Source organism: Acidimicrobiales bacterium (assembly GCA_033344915.1).
GTDB lineage: Bacteria > Actinomycetota > Acidimicrobiia > Acidimicrobiales > Aldehydirespiratoraceae > JAJRXC01.
In genome coordinates, this window is sequence record JAWPML010000001.1 from 350,413 (window position 1) to 370,998 (window position 20,586).

Genomic DNA, 20,586 nt, shown 5'->3' on the forward strand with positions numbered 1-20,586 from the left:
CACGCCGGCGGCGTCGGATCAGGCCAGCAGTTGCTCGATCACGAGGGCGACCCCGTGCTCGACGTTCGTGGTCGTCTCCTCGTCCGCAACGGCCTTGACCATGTCGAGCGCGTTGCCCATGGCGACGCCGCGGCCGGCCCAGCGCAGCAGTGACAGGTCGTTCTGGTTGTCGCCGAAGGCCAAGACCTCGTCTGCCGTGAAGCCGAGTGAGGTCGCCAACCGTTCGACGGCGGAGCCCTTGTCGGCCCCGGGCGGCGTCACCTCGATGAACTCCACTCCCGAGGTCGTGATGTTCACCTCGTCGGGCATGAAGGGTTCCACCGCCTCGACGAGATCCACACGACCGATGTCGGGGTGGGCGATGAACATCTTGCCGATCTCGTCGCGCCGGTGCTCCGGCGTGGGCTTCACCGACCGGGGGCGGCCGTCCAGATTGACCGGAGAGAGCTCGACGAACCGCTCGTCCCACACCATCTCGTCCGCGAGCTCGAAGCCGAAGCCGACGTCGCCGAGCCCGCGGCGGGCCGCCGCGACCATCGCCTCGATGGTGTCGGGCGCGAAGACGATCCGCTCTTCGACCGATCGCGACACCGCGTCGACGCGATGCCCACCGTTGGATCCGATGAAGTGATGGAGACGGGCGCCGGTCGAGGTCGCCATGTCGAGCCCGTAGAACCAGCTTCGTCCGGTGGCGGCACACACATGGATACCCGCGTCCGACGCCGCGTTGATCGCGGCGACCGACCGGGCCGCCGGGCGATGATCCGAACCGAACAGCGTGCCGTCGAGGTCGGTCGCGATCAGTCGTATGGACATCGACCCGGGTCTAGCAGAGCATCGCGCTCGGGCCGCCGAGGTTTCGGCTGGAAGGCGGACGCCGAGCGGTGACGCCCGGCAGTTGGCGGCGCGGCGCCATGCCTGGTGAAGTGGCGCCGTGACCCTCTCGGACCTCCGCGTGATCGACCTCTCCGACGGCATCGCCGGCGCCTACCTCGGACGCCTGTTCACCGACGCCGGCGCACAGGTCGTGCGGGTCGAGCCCGCCGACGGCGCCACCCTGCGCCGACGGTCCGCTACGCCGCTGCGCGACGGCGCATCCGGACCGCTGTTCGCGTTCCTGGCCGCGGGGACCCGGTCGGTCGTCGGCGCGCTCGGCGACGACGCGACCGAAGCCCTCCTCGCGTCGGCTGCCGCCGTGGTCGTCGACGGCTCCACGGCGGCGGCGGACGTGCTCGCGATCGCCCAACGGCATCCGCACATCGTGGTGGCCTCCATCCGGGCGTACGGCCTCACCGGGCCGTGGGCGGATCGGAAAGCCAACGAGTTCCTCCTCCAGGCGGATGCCGGATCGGTGCTGTGCCGGGGCCACGTGAGCCAGGTGCCGTTCGCCGCCGGGGGCGACATCTTCGAATGGACGGCAGCCTCGTACGCGGCGCCGCCCACGCTGGCTGCCATCGATCGTGCCAATCGCTGCGGGGTCGGCGACGTGATCGACGTGTCGATCGCAGAGGCCTGTTCGATCTCGGCATCGACGTTCGCCGATCTCTCGGTGCAGATGAGCGGCCGTGAGGAGCTCCCACTGCGGAGCATCGAGGCGCCGTCGATCGAGCCCGCCGCCGACGGATGGGTGGGGTTCAACACCAACACGAGGCAGCAGTTCCAGAGCTTCTGTCTGATGATGGATCGTCCCGACCTGATGGAGTCGGAGTGGGCGGACCTGCGGCAGCGGACGGCCCGGCTCGAGGAATGGAACGCCATCGTCCGAGCGTGGACGACGCAGCACACGGTGGACGAGATTGTCGAGTGGGCCAGCGACCTGCGTGTGCCCGTCGCCCGGGTCAACGACGGCGCGGGGGTGCTCGAGGAGCCCCATCTGGTGGCGCGCGAGTTCTTCGTGGATCATCCCGGCGGATTCCTCGCGCCGCGATCACCACGGCTCATGAGCGGCGAACGGCCCCCGTTGCCCGGCCCGGCACCGGCGATCGGCGAGGCCGATCCCGCCGATCTCGACCCGGTGGCGCCGTCGCGGTCGGCAACCGGATCCGCGGATCCCGAGCGTCGACCGCTGGAAGGCATCCGGGTTCTGGACCTGACCAGCTGGTGGGCGGGACCCTCGTCCACGCAAGCCCTCGCCGCGCTCGGCGCCGACGTGATCCACATCGAGTCGACCTCGCGTCCCGACGGCATGCGCCTCACGGGCATCATGTTCGGCGCCGACGACTGGTGGGAGTGGGGCCACATGTTCGTCGCCGCCAACGCCGACAAACGCGACCTGACACTCGACCTCACCTCGGCGCGAGGACGCGACCTCCTGCTCCGTCTGGTCGACACGGCCGATCTCGTCGTCGAGAACTTCAGCCCGCGTGTCATCGAGCAGTTCGACCTCGACTGGGACGTGATCCACGAGCGCAACCCGGCGACCGTCATGGTGCGGATGCCGGCCTTCGGCCTCTCCGGGCCGTGGCGCGACCGGGTCGGGTTCGCCCAGACGATGGAGCAGATGTCGGGCATGGCCTGGCTCACCGGCCATCCGGACGACCAGCCGCGGATCATGCGCGGTCCGTGCGATCCCATCGCGGGGATGCACGGGGCGTTCGCCGCGCTCCTCGGGCTACGCGAGCGCGACGCGACCGGTGAGGGCGTGCTGATCGAGTCCCCGATGGTCGAAGCCGCGATCAGCTGCTCGGCGGAGATGATCGTCGAGTGGACGGCAGCCGGGGCGAAGCTCGAGCGGCTCGGGAACCGCGGCAGGTTCGCTGCTCCGCAGGGTGTCTACCCGGCGAGCGGAGAGGAGGAGTGGGTCGCGGTGTCCGTGGAGCACGACGACGAATGGGCGGCCCTCGCCCCCTTGCTCGGCCTCGATCCCGCGAGTGCACCGTCGCCGGACCAGCGGCAGGCCCAGCACGACGAGATCGACGTCGCGCTCGCCGCGTGGATCGCGGCGCGATCCGCTTCGTCGGCGGTCGCGACACTGGAGGACGCCGGCATTCCTGCCGTCGAGTGCCGCAACCACGGCGTGCTCCGGTTCCATCCGCAGTTCGCGGCGCGCGGCTTCTACGAGGAGGTCGCGCACCCGGCGGTAGGCACGCACCTGATGCCCGGCCAGCCGTATCGGATGCGGGGCGTCGACCGGTGGGTCCGGACCCCGAGCCCGACGCTCGGCCAGCACAACCGCGATATTGTCGCATCGCTCGGCCTGAGCGACGACGAGATCGCCGCGCTCGAGTCGGCCGGCGAGGTGGGGACGACGCCCGTCTTCTAGGCCCCACCTGTCGCGACACAGCACAACGGTCGCCGATTTGCGACACTGCATCGATGAGCGACGAGCCCGATCATGGCCACGGACACATGGTGCATCGGCACCGTGATGTGCAAGGCGGAGAGGCGCGAGCTGCCGTCTTCGGTGTGAGCGACGGCCTGGTTTCGAACGTCGCGCTCATCCTGGGCATCGCCGGAGCCAGTACCGATGGTTCGCTCGTGCGCCTCGCCGGCATCAGCGGACTGCTCGCCGGCGCCGTGTCGATGGCCGCCGGTGAATGGGTCTCGGTGCGCGCCCAGAACGAGCTCGTCGAGCGTGAGATCGAGATCGAGCGTCGGTCGCTCGAGGAGAACCCGGCCGCCGAGACGCGTGAGCTCGCCGCCATCTACCGGCAACGCGGCCTGAAGCCCGAGCGGGCCGAGGAGCTGGCCGAGGAGATCATGGCCGACCCGGAGATCGCGCTCGACGTGCACGCCCGCGAAGAGCTCGGGGTGGATCCCGAGGGCGCGGGACGCCCGTTCGCGGTCGCGGTGGCGTCGTTCTGCGCCTTTGCCGTCGGCGCGATCCTCCCGCTGGTGCCGTGGTTCGTCACCGACGGAACCGGGGCCGTCATCGCGTCCGTCGTTCTCGGCCTCGGCGGCGCGGCCATCGTCGGTGGCGCGATCGCCGTGTTCACCGAACGCTCGAAGATCCGGACCGCGGTACGTCAGGTGGTCGTCGCCGGAGGCGCGTGCGCCGCCACGTATCTGATCGGCTCGCTGCTCGGCGTCTCCGTCGCCTGACCGACCGCCCACCCCAAAAACCAGCGTTCTGGGTGAACATAGGCCTGAAATCCAGCCCTCCGTTCACCCAGAACGGAACGCGGGCCCGGGGAGGTTTCCCTTTCAAGTGCGGGCTTCTTTGGGCCGAAGGAACCAACACGGCACATGCCGAAGGGTTCATGCGGGTCGAGAGAGGTGGTCATGCCAGCGTCGGACACGTTGTCTCGACAGGACGCGGCGCACTTGTTGCGGCGTACCGGGTACGGGGGATCGAACAGTGAGCTGACCGCGTTCACCGGCATGACCCGCCAGGCCGCGGTCGAAGCCGTGATGGGCTTCACGGCGGCCGACACAACCCCGGAGGGGCCGGATGTCGGCGTGCTGGGCTTCGTCACCAACGAGTCCCAGTGGGAAGCACAGAGCGACGGCATCGAGTGGTGGATCCAGCGCATGGCCGACCTCGCGAACCCGACGTCGGTTCCCGGGACGGTGCCGGCGGTCAGCGCATCGATCCCGATCTGGGAGAAGCTGACGGTCTTCTGGCACGAGCACTTCTCGTGTGCGCAGGACAAGGTCGCCGACTTCCCCGAGCTCTGGGACCAGATCCGCATGTTCCGCCGCATGGCGATGGGCGACTTCGAGGACCTGGTCCGATCGACGTCGCTGCACCCGGCCATGCTCGTTTTCCTCGACAATCAGTCGAACGTCGCGAGTGGCATCCAGGAGAACTTCGCCCGCGAACTGATGGAGCTCTACACCTGCGGCGTCGGCCACTACACCGAAGAGGACGTGGTCGCGATGGCCCGCGCGTGGACGGGTCACAACACCGTCGGCTGGACGGGAAGCCGCTGGGATGCGACCTACGTCTATCGGCCCGAACACCACGACGGCGGACAGAAGACGCTGTTCGGCATCAGTGCCAACTGGAACGGCGTCCAGGTCGAGGGCGGTGAGCGAGACACCATCACCGAACTCGTCCGTGGGGTTCGCCAGCAGGAGACGTCCCGGTTCGTCGCGGGCAAGCTCTTCCGCTACTTCGCCCACCTGGACCCGGCCCAGTCGACGATCAACGAGCTCGGTGATGCGTTCGTCGCCGCCGACATGGAGATCGCGTCGCTGGTGCGAGCCATCCTTCTCCACGACGACTTCTGGGGGGCCGAGGCTCGCTACGGCCTGATCAAGTCACCGGTCGAGTTCGTCGCCACGATGATCCGACGCTCCGGGCTCCCGGCGAGCGACATGGGACTCCACTGGAGCATGGCGCCCATGGGCATGACGCTCTTCGACCCACCGAGCGTGAAGGGATGGGGGCAGGGCGAGTACTGGCTCGGCACCGTCTCGGCCTGGGCCCGTGGCGGGTTCGCCCGTGGTCAACGATGGCGAGCCGACCAAGCCGGCCTGTTGGCTGATCTCGAAACGAACCCGGACGACGAGGCTGCAGCCGACGCGATCTTCGACCTGTTCGGGCTCGAGGAGGTCTCGTCCACCACCCGCGACGCCGTGGAGCGATGGCATCGCCGTACCTACCAGAACAACCGCTGGGCTGCGGCCCCGCAGGGCTTCCTCGTCGGCGCCCTCTGTCCCGAGTTCCAGGTCTACTGATGCGATCACTGATTCGTCCCCGCCGCCAACTGCTCCGTCCGAGTGAGGCGGACATCGCCCTTGCCCGCCTCTCGTCCGACCCGGGCCAGTCGGGGTTCGCGCGACGTCGCTTCCTGCAAGGCGCGCTCGCCGGTGGTGGCGCGCTCACCGTGATGCCGAGCGTCTTCGACTCGATCGCCGCGGCAGCGACACCGTTGGGGCCGAGCGATCGCGTCCTCGTGACCGTGTTCCTCAACGGCGGCAACGATCATCTCAACACGTTGGTGCCAGCCGAGGACGGCGCGTACCAGGCGGCCCGGGGGAGCCTCGCCGTCTCTGTGGGAAGCGGTGACTCGGTGGGCAACGGCCTCTACCTCCACCCGAACCTCGCCCGGTTGAAGACGCGGTTCGATGCGGGTCAGGTGGCACTGATCGAAGGTGTCGGTGAAGAAGGGGACGAACACAGCCACTTCGAGTCCACGGCGCAGTACTTCGCCGGCAGCCTGGACCTCGGACCCGATCCGACCGGCTGGCTCGGCCGCTATGCACAGGGGGCCGATCTCGGCGAGCTCGGCGTGGTCCACATCGGTTGGGGTGGCATCCCGATGCTGCTGAAGGCGGGGCAGACCGGCGCAATCGGACTGCCGCCGAACGGATCGTTGTTCGGCGCCGACCGCTCGGAGAGCTGGGAGCGCTACGCGATCGAGGCAGTCGCCGACTTCGGTGACGGCGGCATCAGCGGCGCATGGGGCGACAGTGTTGCCCAGTCCTTCCGAGACGCCGTCGACACGGCCGAGGAGATCTCCCCGGCCTACGTCGAAGGGCTCGAGGAGGACGGACTCGCTCGCGAGCTCGGTCTCGCCGCCGAGGTGGTCAACCTCAACCTCGGCACCCGGATCGTCAGTGTCAGCCTTGGCGGATTCGATCACCACGATGGCCAGCGGCCGTCCCACGACGACCTACTCGCGGAGCTCGACGCGGGCATCGATGCGTTCTTCACCCGCCTGTCTCCCGCCTTCGCGGGCCGCACCGGCATGCTGGTGTTCTCCGAGTTCGGCCGCCGCGTCGAGGCGAACTACTCGGCCGGCACCGACCATGGGACGGCCGGCATGATGATGTTCGTGAGCCCGCAGGCCGAGGGTGGACACCACGGCCAGCAGCCGTCGTTGACGAACCTCGACTGGCGCGGGGACCTCCACCACCATGTCGACTTCCGGCAGGTCTATGCAACACTGCTCGAACAGTGGCTGGACGCCGACGCCGCGGAGGTTCTCGGCGCGAACTTCTCGCAGCTCAACTTCATCGGGGATGGGTCGGGAAGCCAGTTCTGGGATGTGCCCAGCGGCCAGTACTACAGCGCTGCCGTCGGCTGGCTGGCCGCGTCAGAGATCACCACGGGCACGGGCCCCGGTCAGTTCTCCCCGAGCGACCACGTCACCCGGGGGCAGATGGCGACCTTCCTGCACCGTTACCGCGGCGAGCCGGGTGGGTCCCCGGCGGCCGGATTCTCGGATGTTCCGAACGGCCGCTTCTACACGAAGGCGGTCGACTGGTTGAAGGCCGAGGGGATCACGACCGGCGTGGGCGGGAATCGGTTCGCCCCCGACGACCAGGTGACCCGTGGGCAGATGGCCACGTTCCTCTGGCGACTCGAAGACGAACCGGGTGGCTCGCCCGCGGCCGGCTTCAATGACGTGAAGGCGGGGGCCTTCTACGAGAAGGCCGTCGACTGGCTGCTCCACCGCGGCATCACCACGGGCGTCGGTGGTAATCGATTCGCGCCGGATGACCCCGTCACGCGAGCGCAGATGGCCACGTTCCTCTGGCGGCTCGCCGGTAGCCCCGTCTAGTCCGGCTCCACCAGATCCGGATGCGCCTCAGGATCAATCTCGAGGAATGAGTTGAGCAGGGCCCAGTAGCCAGCGGCGAAAACGGACCACTCCTGCTGCTCGCCACCGAGAGCAGTTGCCAGTTGTACCGTCGGCAGTTCCGCTGGATCGAATCGGGTGCGCAGCGTGCTTCCTTCGGACAGTGCGATGCCCAGATTGGCAATAAGAGTGAAACCTTCAGCGGCTTCGTCGAATAGATCCGTTCTCGGACGAAGGCCGAGTAGGTCGGCAAGCCCTCGCAGAAGCTCACTCCCGGAGGCTTCAAAGTCGGCGTAGCTCGACGAGGTGGCGATTTGCAGCTGCTCTGCGCGCTCTGGGGTCAGGCCGGCGTCCGCAGCGAGACTCATCGTCATACCGACCCATGAGAAGAATCTCGGGTCGCCCTGTGCGACAGCAAGGTTTACGTCTGCCGCAACCCGCGTCATCTCGCGCATTCGGTCGAGTGGGTGGAGCTCAGCGGTCGATTCGAATACTTCGATCGCGGAACTGTAGGTCTGCTGTATTCCGGAATCGGTACCGCTAAGGAGTTCGAGTACTTCGAACTGGAAGTCTTCCTGGCTCGTCCAGATTCGTTCGTGGACAGAAGCGCGGGTGACGCGCACGCCGGTCGTCGCTTCGAGATGGTCGAACACCTTCTGATACGTGACGGTCGTCGGCTCGGCGCCGAGGCCCTCGATTCTCACCAGATCAACAGCCGCGTCCAGGACGAGTTGCTTGGTCTCTTCGCGTGTGCGGCGGGATGGGCGTTTGGCCATCAGTGAGGATCTCCGGATCGGCGCTCTTGTTTCACACTATCGGCCTTGCTACGGTGCAACTCAAGGTTGCTACCCATAGTAGCGACGCTGAGTTGCGGAGGAATCGTGGACAACACCGGCGCACAAGCACACCTGGCAGCTCCTGGTGACGTACTCGCGTTTCTCTGCGACTGGTATCGCGCCCAGTGCGTCCCTGAGCTCCATGACGGTGATGGGATCACGATCGAGGCTGTCGATGGACCCGGCTGGTGGTTGACGGTCGATCTCCGGGGCACGGCCCTCGAGGGCGAACGAGCCGAGCCCTTCGTCGAAGACCTCGGCGAGGGCGAGTGGGTCCAGGGTTGGAGCGACGGTACGGAGTTCGTGGCCGCCGCGTCTGCGTCGAGCTTGCCGCTGGCCCTGCGGGCGTTTCGCGACTTCGTCCGCGACAGTGAGGCCCCGCAGTGGGAGCGGCTCCTGGCCGGCTGAGGGAACCCCGGCCGCCCCCGCCGCTCCGACTAACTTCATGCTCGGGCGACGGAGGTATGGACATGGCCGGACCGCTGGCTGGCGTGAGGGTGATCGAACTCGCCGGGCTCGGCGCGTTGCCCTTCGGCACTCTGAAGTTGGCGGACATGGGTGCCGAAGTCGTTCGGGTCGATCGGCTCGCCGAGGTGCCGGCGGAGAAGGTTCCCGGCCCGTACTCGTCGTGGGACCGCGGTCGCCGGTCGATCGCCGTTGATCTCAAACAGCCGTCGGGGGTCGAGACGGTGCTCCGGCTTGCGGAGGACGCCGATGTCTTCCTCGAGGCCTTTCGCCCTGGTGTCACCGAGCGGCTCGGAGTCGGGCCGGACGAGGTGATGGCCCGCAATCCAGCGATCGTGTACGGACGCCTCACCGGATGGGGCCAGACCGGAGTGTTGGCCCCGAGCGCCGGTCACTCGCTGAACTATGAAGCGATCACCGGCGTCATCGGTAGCGTCGGCCCGGCCGGCGGGCCACCCGTACCGGTCATGCAGCTCCTCGGCGACTTCGCCGGGGGCGGGTTGACCATGGCCTTCGGTGTCATGTGCGCTCTGTGGGAAGCCAAGCAGTCAGGGCGCGGGCAGGTGGTCGACGCCGCGATGACCGATGGCGTGGCGTCGCTCGCCAGCGTGTTCTACGGCATGCAGGCGAGTGGTATGCACACCACCGATCTCGGCACGAACCTCTTCGACGGCGGCTCACCCTTTTACACCGTGTACGAATGTGCCGATGGGGGGTACATGTCGATCGCGCCGATCGAGCCCCACTTCTATGCGCTGATGCTCGAGACCATCGGCATCGATCAACGCGATCTGCCACCGCAGTACGACCGGGAGACGTGGCCCGAAGTCAAGGCCGTGATCCAAGCCAAGTTCCTGGAGCGGACGCGCGATGAGTGGTGCGAGCTCCTGGAGGGCACCGATTGCTGTGCGGCGCCCGTGCTCAGTTTCGACGAAGCGCGCGAGTACGCCCATCATCGGGATCGGGGCACCTTCGTCGGAGAGAGTCACACGGAGGTCGTGCCGGTCCCGATTCTGTCGCGCACGCCAGGTGAGATCCGCCCGTCGCCGGCTTGGGTCGGTGCCGACACGGATGACGTGCTCACGGACTGGGGCTTCTCCGAATCGGAGATCTCGTCCCTGCGGTCCACTGGTGCGGTCGGTGGTTGACGTGACGATCGACCTGGACCGAGTCACCCAGGCGGCCGGCGCGATACCGCGTCCGTTCGTGGGATCGCCGCAGTATCGAAGCGAGCCGCTGAGTCGTCTGCTCGGGGTCGAGTTGATCCTGAAGGTCGAAACCATCAATCCGACCGGCACGGTCGCGAGTCGCGGTGCCGAATGGTGGTTCGAGTGCCATCGGGACGTTCATCGGGTCGTCTGTGCCAGCGCCGATGACTTCGGTGTCGCAATGGCCAACGCAGGCCGGAACCGAGGGATCGATGTCGAACTCTTCGGCCCGCTCGACGCTGATCCCAGCAAGGTCGAGAGCCTTCGCCACGCGGGCACCATCGTGCGGCTCGACGGCACGACTGCCGACGAGACCAGGGCGGAGGCGCAGCGCTACTCCCGCATGGTGGATGCGTTGTTCATCGATGACGGCGATCACATCGAGCTCGCCGAGGGCGCGGCCACGATGGCCGCGGAGCTCGACAGCGACAACGGCGACATCGACGCGATCTTCGTTCCGATCGGGCGGGGGACCCTCGCCCACGGCACCGGTGCCTGGTGCCACGACCGCATGCCGCGGACGCGTGTCGTCGGCGTCGGGGCGGAACGGGCGCCCGGCACGGTACACAGCGTGCGGGAGGGTCGGCTCGTACGGACGCCGGTAACCCCCGGGGCCGGCGCGCCGGAGATGTCGGTCTCGGCACCATCAGAATTGATCGTGGTGCCCTTGTCCGACGCACTCGACGACACCGCGCTGGTCAACGACCGCCATCTCGAGCAGGCCGCGGTCGCACTCCTGGCTCACGAGGGCATCCGAGCGTCGCTCGATGGCAGCGCCGCCCTCGCGGCGGCGGCACTCGCCGCTCCGGACATGCGTGGGGCCAGGATCGTCGTGCCGGTCACCGGACGGGCCGCGGGCTGAGCTCAGCGCCGCCGTTTCGCCCGGCTCGTCGGAGCTGCAGATGCGGGATCCTCCGGCCACTCGTGCTTCGGATAGCGACCGCGGAGTTCGCTGCGTACCGCCTGGTAGCTGTCTGACCAGAACGACGCGAGATCGCTCGTGACCTGGACCGGCCGATGCGCCGGGGAGAGCAGATGGAGGACGAGCGTGACGGCACCGTTTGCGATCGTCGGGGTCGTGTCCAACCCGAACATCTCCTGCAATCGCACAGCCAGCACCGGGCCCTCCGGCGCCGAATAGTCGACGGGGATGCGGGAACCCGACGGCACGGTGATGTGCGTGGGCGCGAGCCGGTCGACATCGCGGACCTGACGCCAGTCGAGTCGGTTGTTCAGCGCTGACTTCAGATCGATCATCTCGAGGTCGGCCCGCCGCCGAGCACCGGCCAGCGCAGGCGCAAGCCACGTTTCGAGTTCCTCCGCGAGCGCGTCGTCGCCGACATCGGGCCAGTTCTCCCCGTCGACATGATGGAGAAACGCCAATCGCTCCCGCCAGCGCCTGTCCGCTTCACGCCACCCGAGGAGACCGAGCCCCTCGCGCCGGACACCGGCGAGCAGCGCCTCGCGGACGGCATCCGGATCGGGGTCGTCGTCGGGGCTGCGGCGCAGTACGAGCGCACCGAGCCGTTCCTGGCGTTCGAAGGCGACGTCGCGGGACCGACGATCCCATTCGCCTCGTACGAGTTCTTCGATCCGGTCGGCGTGAAGCGTCTCGAGGTCGTCCCGATCGATCGGAGCCGCCGTGACGATCCGGGCGTCGGCCCCCATCCCGTCGGTCTCGGCGACCGCCAGGTACGGCTCCCGGGCGAGGGCGTCGTCGGCCGGCGTTGCAACGCCGGCACCCGATGCCAGCAGAAAGCTTCCGGCGTCGGCTCGGCGTTGCGCGAGCCGATCGGGGTAGGCGAGCGACACGAGCGACCCGACCATCTCGACATCCGGCGGTTCTTTCGCATCCAGACGCCGGCGCCAGCGCCGGGCGAGTTCCTGTGCCCGTCGCCGCCGACCCTCGTCGATGCCGCGCCCGCCCTGTTCCAACGCCTCGACCCGAAGCCGGAGATCAGTCGGCCGGTCACGACCGGTGAGCAGGTCCCGGTCGGCCAGTACGGCGGCCAGATCGCATGCCGTGCCGCCGAGTCCGAGCTGATCGCCACGGATCATCATGTGGGCGAGGCGCGGTTCCGCCCCGAGCGCGATGATCTCGCGTCCATGGGCCGTGATGCGGCGATCGTCGTCGAGCGCGCCCAACGTCGTGAGGACGCCACGCGCGGCCGCAAGCGCGGCCGCGGGCGGGGGGTCGACGAACGGAATCTCGTGCGCGTCGACCGCGCCCCACGCCGCGATCTGGAGCGCGAGCGACGTCAGATCCGCGGTGAGGATCTCGGGCGGCTCGTCGGCCCGCCGTCGGCCCTGTTCGACCTCGGCCCACAGGCGAACACAGACACCCGGCCCCTGCCGTCCGGCGCGCCCGCGGCGTTGGTCCGTTGCCGCTTGGCTCGCATTGACGGTGCGAAGTCGGCTCATCCCGCGTCCGATGTCGGTTTCGGGACGGCGTCGCCGACCGGTGTCGATGACGATCCGCACGCCCTCGATGGTCACGCTCGTCTCCGCGATGGGGGTGGACAACACCACCTTGCGGACCCCTCGGGATGCCGGCCGCAGCGCTCGGTCCTGTTCAGCGGGGGGCAGCGAACCGTGGAGCGGCATGATCGTGCACCCGGGTGGAAGCCGCCCGCCGAGCGCCCGGGCGGTGCGGTTGATGTCGCCCACCCCCGCGAGGAAGACCAACACATCTCCCGAGTGGGCTGCCACAGCCTCGACGATGGCGTCGGCCGTGTCCTCGGCGGGGGCCCGACCGGGCGACGGCACCCGATACGTCGTCTCGACCGGGTGGAGCGGCGAGTCCACGTGCACGATCTCGGCGCCTTCGAGCTGCTGCGCAATCGTCTCGCCGTCGATGGTGGCCGACATCAAGACCAGCCGGAGGTCCGGGCGCAGGGCGCTGCGCGTCTCGCGGGTGAACGCGAGCGCCGTGTCCGCGTGGAGGCTTCGTTCGTGGAACTCGTCGAAGATCACCGCGCCGACGCCTTCCAGCGCCGGGTCATCGATCAGCATTCGGCTCAAGACGCCCTCCGTGACCACCTCGAGTCGCGTTCCCGCACCGATCCGCGTATCGAAGCGGGTGCGCACACCAACGAGGTCGCCCACCTCGCTGCCGAGCTCGTCGGCGATCCGTTCGGCCGCGGCGCGAGCGGCCACTCGGCGCGGCTCCAGCATCAACAGTCGTTGGCCGGTCAGCCAGTCGGCACCGATGAGAGCGGGAGGTACGCGGGTGGTCTTACCGGTGCCGGGTGGAGCTTCGAGGACGACGGCCCGATTCGCCGACAGGTGTTCCTCGATGCGCGGGAGTGCGGCGTCGACCGGAAGGTCGGTGGGCTCGCCCACTCCGGACTCAGCCCCTGCCTGCCGCGGCACTCATCGAACGCACGGCGGCGGCGACAGCTTCGGGATGTGAGCGCATCACGTAGTGCCGCGCACCCTCGACCGTTGTGCGTTCCGCGTGCGGGAGCTTCTTCTCCATGTAGTCGTTCGCGCCGAGATAGGCCTTGTCGCCGTCACCGATGACGAGGGCGAGCGGCAAGGTCAGCTCGGTCATGCGATCGATCACCATGGAGTCCACATGGAACGCGACAGCGGCCGCCACCTCCGGGATGTCGTAGTCCTTGGCGTTCTCGCGGACGCGTCGGTTCCAGCTCTCGCGCGCCTCCGGATCGCGGAATCCCGGCCCCGTCGATACGAGGACCATCGCGCCGATCGCGCCGGGACGGGTCAGCGCGTACGCCATGCCGAGGTAACCCCCCAGGGAATGCCCGACGAGCACCACCGGCGCGTCGAGCGTCGAGAGGACTCGATCGAGGTCCTCCAGGAGCGCTTCGCGCTCGTAGTCGGCCGGGTCCTCGCTGACCGGTGATCCTCCATGACCCGGGAGATCCACGGCGACGCAGGTGTGGTCGTCCAGGAGGTCGATCGCCGGCGTCCAGACGTCCGCGTCCGAGTCGAGACCGTGGACGAAGAGCACGGTCGGGCCCGAGCCGCGGGTCACGACATTGAGGTCAGTGGTCATGAGTCAGTTCTCCGAGCAGTCAGCGGCCATGGAAGGTGGCGTGGCGTTTGTCGAGGAAGGCCTGGACGCCTTCGCGGAAGTCCTCGCTGTCGTAGCAGGCGCGTCGCGCTTCGGACGCCACATCATCGAGGTGGCCGCGGCCGAACGAGTCGACGCTCAGTTTCGTGGCGCGATGGGTCAACGGAGCGAGACGAGCGATCTTCGCCGCGAGCGCGCTCACGTGGTCCTCCAGGTCGGCCTTGGTGACGACCTCCTGCAGGAGCCCGATTGCTTCCGCGTGTGCTGCGTCGAAGACCTTCGCGGTGTACAGCAGCAGCTTCGCCTGAGCGGGCCCGATGAGCTCGACGAGTCGATGGAGCGCGTCTCGCGGGTACGCGAGGCCGAGACGAGCGGGCGGCACGGCGAAGGTTGCGTCATCGGCCGCGATCCGGATGTCGCAATGGAGTGCCATCGCTATGCCACCGCCCATGCACGGACCGTGGATCGCCGCGATGACCGGCACCGGGATGGCGGCGAGCGCCTCCCACGCCGCGTGTTCCGCGTCGTCGTAGGACTGGGCCTGCTCGCCGAGCCGGCGGGTCGGGAACTCGCTGATGTCGGACCCCGCCCCGAAAGCCTCCTGCCCGGCACCGCGCAGCACGATGACCCGTACGTCCGGGTCGGCGAGCAGCTCGCGGGTCGCCCCCGGCACCGCGGCGTACATGTCCGCGGACATGGCGTTGCGGCGCGTCGGGTTGTCGATGATCAGCGTTCCGACCGCGCCATCGCGCTGTATTCCGATCCCCGGCACCCCCGCAGCCTGCCAGACGGCGCGAGTCGAGGTGGTGTCGGCGTCAGTGGGAGTGGCCCGCGAGTGCTTCGCCGTCGAGCTCGCGTGAGAGGAGCCCACCGATCGTGGACGCGTCGGCCGGTCGTGCGAAGTAGTAGCCCTGCCCGAGGCGACAGCCCAGCGCCAAGAGTCGCTTGTGCTGGTCGGGAACCTCGATGCCCTCGGCTACCGTCTCCGCCCCCATGCCGGCGGCGATGTTGAGCACGGTGGAGACGATCGTGGAGTCGTCCTGGGTCTCGAGCCGGGCGACGAACGACTGATCGATCTTGAGGATGTCCGCCGAGAACTCATCGGCGTACTTCAGCGTGGCGTAGCCGGTTCCGAAGTCATCGATCGCCACACGGAGGCCAGCGGCGCGGAGTGCATCGATTCGTTGTACGACGAGCTCGAAGTCGTTGATGAGTGCGGACTCGGTCAACTCGAGCACGACGGCCGAACGTTCGATGCCCGAGCTGTCGACCAGCTCGAGCACCTCGGCCACGATCCCGTCGCGCTGGAGCTGAACCGGGGAGATGTTCACGCTGGCATAGATGTCATGCCCGCGACGGCGCCACAGAGCGACCTGGGCGAGGGCGGTTTCGAGCACCTTGCGCCCGAGGGGCACGATGAGGCCGTTGCGCTCTGCGAGCGGGATGAAGGACGCCGGGCTGACCATCCCGCGTTCGGGGTGGTTCCAGCGCACGAGCGCCTCGACTCCTGCCGTCTTGCCGGAGAACAGGTCAAGGATCGGCTGGTAGTGCACTGTCAGCTCGTCGCCCTCGATCGCGGCGGCGAGCGAGTTCGAGATCTCGAACCGCTCGAAGGTCTGCTCGGCCATTCCGGACTCGAAGAGCGCCCAGCGGCCCTTGCCCTTGGCCTTCGCTTCGTACATGGCGACATCGGCGGCCCGAAGGAGATCCTCGGGCGTCTGGCTACCGTCCTCGTCCATGGCGATGCCGACACTGACCCCCAAACGCACCTCGTGGCCCATGAGGTCCACCGGGCGGCTCAGTTCCTCGACGATCCGGTCGGCGACCAGCGTGACATCGGAATCCGTGTAGACGTCGGTCAGAAGCACGGCGAACTCGTCACCACCGAACCGGGCGGCCCGGTCGTGGAGGCGCAGGCGCCCGAGAAGCCGTGACGAGATCTCGACCAGGACCTGGTCGCCGGCCGCGTGCCCCAGCGAATCGTTGATGTTCTTGAAGTCGTCGAGATCGATGAAGAGCGCTGCCACCCGGCTCCCCGCACGGCGGTCTGTCCGCAGCGCCGCTTCGAGCTGCTTCGTGAACTGCACCCGGCTGCCGAGCCCGGTGAGGTCATCGTGCAGGACCTGATGGCGGAGGTCGTCCTCGAGCTGCTTGCGGACGGTGATGTCACGGATGTTGAGGACCAGTCCGCGCACGGAGTGGTCTTTCCGAAGGTCAGTGATGGTCACGTCGACGGTGCGTTCGTCGCCGTCGGCTCGCAGCAACGCGAGTTCGATCGTATGACTTCCTTCCATCGAGTCGAGCATCAGCGCCCGGATCTCACCGACGTTCCCGCTCTGGTTCGGCGCGATCAAGTCGAAGAAGCTCTGGCCGCGAAGGCTGCTGGGACGATGCGCGAGCAGCTCGTTCGCGGAGGGCGAGATGTACGTGAAGGTGCCACCGTCGTCGATCACGGCGATGACGTCCGAACTGTTCTGCACAAGGCCGCGGAACCACTGTTCGCTGCGCTGCAGGCCGAGCTTGGCAGCTCGTGTCTCATCGACGTCTCGTGCCGTGAGGACGACGCCGGCGACTTCCGGGTTGTCCGAGAAGTCACGAGTCGTGACATCGAACCAGCGATATGTCCCGCCGTGGGTTCGAAGCCGAAACTCTGCAGCAACGGCGACCTCATCGGAGGTTGACGGTGCATCGATGAGTGCGCGCAGGGCGTCGGACTCGTCTGGGTGGCACAGCACTAGCGGGTCCATCCCAATCATCTCGCTGTTGCCGATGCTGAGCACACGCTCCGAGTTCGGTGAAGCGAACTGAACCAGACCATCGGCCCCGATTACGACCACAAGGTCCGACGACTGTTCGACGAGGGCGGACAGCCGTTGTTCAGCGCGGCGCTCAAAGCGCGCCTCCGTGAGCCGCAGCGACACGAGAGCCTGTGTAATCTGCGCGGACATAGTCTGAAGCGCGAGTCCATAGGCGGTATCGAGATTCCCGGCCACCTCCACGAGGATCCGCCCAAAGCGACCGCGGTCGCCTAGTTCCAGTTCGACGAAGTTCGAGGCCCCTGAGTCAACCGCGATCAGATCGCGTAGGTCTGGCGAAGCGGACTCCGCTTCGAGCGTGAGAATCTGCGCCGCCTCTGCTCCTTCGAGACGAATGACAAGGTGTCGGGTTGCTTCGCGTGTTCCGATGATCGCGGCGTACCGCGATGCTTCGCCGACGACAAGTCGAATTGTCTTCGATGCAGCAACTGCGATCTCGCTACCGGAGGATGCGTCGAGGAGACCTCGCCCCGACTCAGACAGCGCTGCGTCGAGGCCAGCGACTCGCTCCTTTGCTCGGAAGAGCAGCGAGATTCGGACGAGGCTGACCACCGCGAGAGCGGCGGAGCCGGTCACCAGCACAGGTAGGTCCGGCTCGGTATCTCGGACGAGGGCCGCGAGCAGCGCCATCGGAAGTGTCAGCAGTGCCGCCGCGAGCATCGCAGTCCGCACGGCAGTCAAGCGAGGCTCACGGTACTCCGGAGTCTCGACGAGAGATGGCGCAAGCGGGTGAAGAAATGCGGCGGCGCCCAAGACGAGCGCCAATGATGTAACGACTGTGGCCGCCTCCAGGGCCCAACTGCTGCCTGTGCTGTCAAGGAGAAGGAGGATGTCGTTGGTCAGCAGCAAGCTCGAGGCAACGGCGAGCAATCGCCAACTACCGTTCCGCGTCCCAGGCCCAACGGCAAGGCGAGCGATGTGTCCGAGCAGAGTCAGCGTGAGGATCGAGTACAGGACATTACCGGCGCGAGTCCATCCGTCGATCGTGCTGTCTCGGAGATAGTCGGAGAGAATCGCGCTGAAGACCACCACTGCGGTCGCGGCTGTAAGGAGGAGTCCGTCCAGTGCCGCTTCGAGATCACGACGAGTCGAGCGCAGTCGCCAGAAACTCTGGCATGCAGCGATCAAACAGATGTAGCCGAGAATCGCCGGGATTTCGGCGTAGCTGGGGAACGGGTTCTCGACTCCGATGGATGCGCCGTGCACTAGGCGGATCACCGCAGCGACGAGAACCAAGGAAGTGCCGGCTGCAATGTACTGCCAGGGGCGATCCCGTTCGCTCCGGCTCGCTCGGTTTCGCCGCAGAATTACGGCGATCAAGAAGACCGCGGCTACAGCCTTGGCGACCGCCTGAGCGGTCTCTCCGGCGAATGTCGCGAGCGCGACAAGGCACACTCCAACAGCGATAGTCCGGAAAGAGTCCCTCCCCATACAGCCTGGGTCGGCACTCCTGAGCCTGAAATGAGGGCCTTAGCCCAGGATCTAGGCTCGTCGCGCTGTCAGGTCGCGGACCTTGGGCTGAATCTCCGGCACTGTGCTGCGGAGGTCGATTACTACCTCGTCCAGCTCACTGAACGGAATGTCGCCCGAGAAGAAGCGGAGATTGTCGGGCGCCATCGACTCTGCAGCACGTGGCACGTAGATCGCAGTCGGTGTGGTCCGCGCTCCCATGAACTCACGGGACTCCCCGATCTGAACCATCGGGATCTCGAGAAATCGGCGAGCGAATGTGAGCATACGATCGTCGACGATAGCGAGGAGGTACGCGCGGCGGGTTTCGATCGCGCGCCGCCACACCGCTCCGTACAGTGCGCCAGAGATCGCCATGTGCTGCATGCCGTTGCGGAGAGTTGCCAACGCGGAGATCTCGGCGCATCGATTCGTATCGAGCTCCGCGAAGATCTCCATGGCGTCAGCACGCACATCAAAGTGTTGGAAGGCCGGGAAGCCCCGGACACTCGGCCGGATGAGGCGACAGGTGCCTACGATCTGGTCAGCCTCTTCGTCCACAGCGATGAAGTAGTCGCTAAACGGTACCCAGTCGTCATGAATCAGTCCGTCGGACCCAAGCTCGTCTCGGCTGATGAAACCCTCATCCACAAAGCACTGGGAGTGCAGCCGCCTGGCAGCAAGCAGTTCCTGGGAGTTTTCCACAGGGCGAATCGAGAGACCGGGCACGGTCGGAACTAGGGCCATAAGGCCCACGACGCTATGGACAGTTTGGGGTGAAAGTCAACCCGGGCACGCGCGAGGGAGGGTCAGGGGCGCGCGGACGGTGGTGGAAACTAGGGCCATCCGGCCCTAGTCTCGAGCAGTGGACGGCACCGCTCGAGTTGGCTGGATAGGCAAGGCATGGATTGCTTCCATCTTTGGCTACTCGGTTCTCCGAGCTCTTATCGTCTGGCCCACTCTTGGTGACTACGGCGTAAGCCCGTGGGCCTTTCTGGTGATCGACGTTGGCACCGCCTGGCCCTACGCGTACGGCCAGGTGCGCGTAGTCAACGCTGCTCGTGCGCAGGACTGGGGCTCAACCCAGCGTTGGGCGCTGATCACCCTGCTGGCCTTCATCGCTCCCTATGCGTACATCGCCGGAGCTGGATCAGGTGAGATGCCTGTCTTCGCCTGGATCGTGGTTGGGCTGCTGATGATCTTCTTCGGCGTGGCGTCTGTCGTTAGGATCCGACGCCAAATCAACCCGAGAGCAGCCTAGGAGTCCGCGAGTCTCCACGAGGTTCCGTGGGCTTCGTTGCGAATAAACCAGCCGTACAGGAGCTTCGCGAACGAGCGATGCTGGCGCACCCCCGCGTCGATCAACACTGGCTCGATCAGCCTGACCGCCCGACGCATTCGATAGAACGGGATCGCCGGGTAGAGGTGGTGCACAAGATGGCAGTCGCCCGCTCCCCAGAGAAACAGTGGCCCAGAAATAGGGCCAGTTCGATAGAACGTCGAGCTGGCGAGTGGCGTCCTCACATCCACATCGGCGTGCTCAAGAATCACACGCAAGCTCGATGCGATCGGAGCGACCACTAGGAGAGGGAGGAAGTACCCGCGCAGCACGATCCCGGGGCTCAGGAAGGCGAGGCCGACAAGGCCTGCAAACACCGCGATCAGAGCTCGCGTTTCCTGCTTCACCATTCGCGCCTCCTCAACGGTGTAGTCGGGCTCCCACCGCTTGCGGTCGCCGCGACGGAACACGCCGAACCATGACAGCTGAGTGCCGACGGGAGTCAGCAACGCCCACTTGACCCATCGTCGGTCGAAGTCACGCTTGTACTCCTCACTATCGCCGGGGCCGTTCACATGGCGATGGTGGGCGAAATGTAGGTGTCGGTACTCGCTAAAGACCACTGTCGCTGGCGTTGCGAACACCGAGCCCGCCATGCGGGCGAACCTTCGTCCGCCGACGGCGCGATGAACGAACACGTCGTGGGCGAAGAAGGCCAGGATCTGCAGAAGAAAGCCTTGTGCGATCAGCATTCCAAACCAAAGAAGACCGATCGGGACGGTGCCGAGCCCCACGGCTAGTGCGACGACCAGCGCCAGCAGGCCAACGCCAACTCCCGCATCAATGAAAACGTTCTGCTTGTGAAGGCTCCGCACGACGGCGGGACCTAGAACTTGGTTGATTTGACGCGTGCTCGACGCTCGGGTTGCGTCGGTTTCTGGGGTCCGTTCCTGGACTTCCTCGCCGGCCATGCGGTTAGTCTCGCAGCGCCACGGCGGCCAAAGCAACATGCCTACGGCAGTGAT

16 protein-coding genes are annotated in these 20,586 nt (G+C 67.1%); 8 read left to right on the forward strand and 8 right to left on the reverse strand.

The features are described from left to right. Positions 1 to 18: 18 nt before the first annotated feature. Positions 19 to 816: a Cof-type HAD-IIB family hydrolase gene (locus R8F63_01630; GenBank protein ID MDW3217287.1), complete on the reverse strand. Its 798-nt coding sequence runs from the start codon at positions 814 to 816 to the stop codon at positions 19 to 21. 118 nt (positions 817 to 934) lie between these two features. On the opposite strand from R8F63_01630, the gene R8F63_01635 reads away from it, so the two are divergent. The 4 genes from R8F63_01635 to R8F63_01650 all read left to right on the forward strand — a co-directional run bounded on the left by R8F63_01635 (position 935) and on the right by R8F63_01650 (position 7,451). After that, positions 935 to 3,262, forward strand: coding sequence for a CoA transferase (locus tag R8F63_01635; protein MDW3217288.1), 2,328 nt, complete (start codon positions 935 to 937; stop codon positions 3,260 to 3,262). Positions 3,263 to 3,315: 53 nt separating this feature from the next. After that, positions 3,316 to 4,041, forward strand: coding sequence for a VIT1/CCC1 transporter family protein (locus tag R8F63_01640; GenBank protein MDW3217289.1), 726 nt, complete (start codon positions 3,316 to 3,318; stop codon positions 4,039 to 4,041). A gap of 180 nt (positions 4,042 to 4,221) precedes the next feature. After that, positions 4,222 to 5,622, forward strand: a complete 1,401-nt coding sequence (locus R8F63_01645) for a DUF1800 family protein (GenBank protein MDW3217290.1) — start codon at positions 4,222 to 4,224, stop codon at positions 5,620 to 5,622. Then, positions 5,622 to 7,451: an S-layer homology domain-containing protein gene (locus R8F63_01650; GenBank protein MDW3217291.1), complete on the forward strand. Its 1,830-nt coding sequence runs from the start codon at positions 5,622 to 5,624 to the stop codon at positions 7,449 to 7,451. Before R8F63_01645 ends, R8F63_01650 begins: the two co-directional genes overlap by 1 nt. Here R8F63_01650 and R8F63_01655 read toward each other — a convergent pair. Then, the gene (locus R8F63_01655; GenBank protein MDW3217292.1) at positions 7,448 to 8,245 is read right to left on the reverse strand and encodes a hypothetical protein; all 798 of its coding nucleotides are present in this window, start codon (positions 8,243 to 8,245) and stop codon (positions 7,448 to 7,450) included. The two genes, R8F63_01650 and R8F63_01655, sit on opposite strands and share 4 nt — an antisense overlap. 105 nt (positions 8,246 to 8,350) lie before the next feature. Here R8F63_01655 and R8F63_01660 point away from each other — a divergent pair, with 105 nt between their 5' ends. The 3 genes from R8F63_01660 (at position 8,351) to R8F63_01670 (ending at position 10,840) form a co-directional block, all read left to right on the forward strand. Beyond that, positions 8,351 to 8,713: an Imm53 family immunity protein gene (locus tag R8F63_01660; protein ID MDW3217293.1), complete on the forward strand. Its 363-nt coding sequence runs from the start codon at positions 8,351 to 8,353 to the stop codon at positions 8,711 to 8,713. A 62-nt stretch (positions 8,714 to 8,775) separates the two neighbouring features. Beyond that, positions 8,776 to 9,918: a CaiB/BaiF CoA-transferase family protein gene (locus tag R8F63_01665; GenBank protein MDW3217294.1), complete on the forward strand. Its 1,143-nt coding sequence runs from the start codon at positions 8,776 to 8,778 to the stop codon at positions 9,916 to 9,918. Position 9,919: 1 nt separating this feature from the next. After that, the gene (locus R8F63_01670; GenBank protein MDW3217295.1) at positions 9,920 to 10,840 is read left to right on the forward strand and encodes a PLP-dependent lyase/thiolase; all 921 of its coding nucleotides are present in this window, start codon (positions 9,920 to 9,922) and stop codon (positions 10,838 to 10,840) included. Between the two features lie 2 nt (positions 10,841 to 10,842). Here R8F63_01670 and hrpB read toward each other — a convergent pair whose 3' ends face one another. The 5 genes from hrpB to R8F63_01695 all read right to left on the reverse strand — a co-directional run bounded on the left by hrpB (position 10,843) and on the right by R8F63_01695 (position 18,987). Continuing rightward, complete coding sequence (hrpB, locus tag R8F63_01675; GenBank protein MDW3217296.1) at positions 10,843 to 13,320, reverse strand: ATP-dependent helicase HrpB; 2,478 nt, start codon at positions 13,318 to 13,320, stop codon at positions 10,843 to 10,845. A gap of 7 nt (positions 13,321 to 13,327) precedes the next feature. Continuing rightward, positions 13,328 to 13,999, reverse strand: a complete 672-nt coding sequence (locus tag R8F63_01680; GenBank protein MDW3217297.1) for an alpha/beta fold hydrolase — start codon at positions 13,997 to 13,999, stop codon at positions 13,328 to 13,330. A 19-nt stretch (positions 14,000 to 14,018) separates the two neighbouring features. Then, entirely contained in the window at positions 14,019 to 14,789 is a 771-nt protein-coding gene (locus R8F63_01685) for an enoyl-CoA hydratase-related protein (protein MDW3217298.1), read from the reverse strand. 43 nt (positions 14,790 to 14,832) lie between these two features. Then, on the reverse strand, positions 14,833 to 18,228 hold the full coding sequence (locus R8F63_01690; protein ID MDW3217299.1) for an EAL domain-containing protein: 3,396 nt from the start codon (positions 18,226 to 18,228) through the stop codon (positions 14,833 to 14,835). A gap of 87 nt (positions 18,229 to 18,315) precedes the next feature. Beyond that, entirely contained in the window at positions 18,316 to 18,987 is a 672-nt protein-coding gene (locus R8F63_01695; GenBank protein ID MDW3217300.1) for a hypothetical protein, read from the reverse strand. Positions 18,988 to 19,147: 160 nt separating this feature from the next. On the opposite strand from R8F63_01695, the gene R8F63_01700 reads away from it, so the two are divergent. Further along, complete coding sequence (locus R8F63_01700; protein ID MDW3217301.1) at positions 19,148 to 19,543, forward strand: hypothetical protein; 396 nt, start codon at positions 19,148 to 19,150, stop codon at positions 19,541 to 19,543. Here the strand turns inward: R8F63_01700 and R8F63_01705 are convergent. Then, positions 19,540 to 20,532 (reverse strand): fatty acid desaturase, encoded by a 993-nt coding sequence (locus tag R8F63_01705; GenBank protein MDW3217302.1) that lies wholly within the window; start codon positions 20,530 to 20,532, stop codon positions 19,540 to 19,542. The genes R8F63_01700 and R8F63_01705 overlap by 4 nt on opposite strands. Positions 20,533 to 20,586: the final 54 nt, after the last annotated feature.

Coding starts and splice junctions, on each gene's coding strand:
- R8F63_01630 (MDW3217287.1), bottom strand. CDS start 816: ATGTCCATACGACTGATCGCGACCGACCTCGACGGCACGCTGTTCGGT.
- R8F63_01655 (MDW3217292.1), bottom strand. CDS start 8,245: ATGGCCAAACGCCCATCCCGCCGCACACGCGAAGAGACCAAGCAACTC.
- R8F63_01705 (MDW3217302.1), bottom strand. CDS start 20,532: ATGGCCGGCGAGGAAGTCCAGGAACGGACCCCAGAAACCGACGCAACC.
- R8F63_01680 (MDW3217297.1), bottom strand. CDS start 13,999: ATGACCACTGACCTCAATGTCGTGACCCGCGGCTCGGGCCCGACCGTG.
- R8F63_01640 (MDW3217289.1), top strand. CDS start 3,316: ATGAGCGACGAGCCCGATCATGGCCACGGACACATGGTGCATCGGCAC.
- R8F63_01645 (MDW3217290.1), top strand. CDS start 4,222: ATGCCAGCGTCGGACACGTTGTCTCGACAGGACGCGGCGCACTTGTTG.
- R8F63_01650 (MDW3217291.1), top strand. CDS start 5,622: ATGCGATCACTGATTCGTCCCCGCCGCCAACTGCTCCGTCCGAGTGAG.
- R8F63_01665 (MDW3217294.1), top strand. CDS start 8,776: ATGGCCGGACCGCTGGCTGGCGTGAGGGTGATCGAACTCGCCGGGCTC.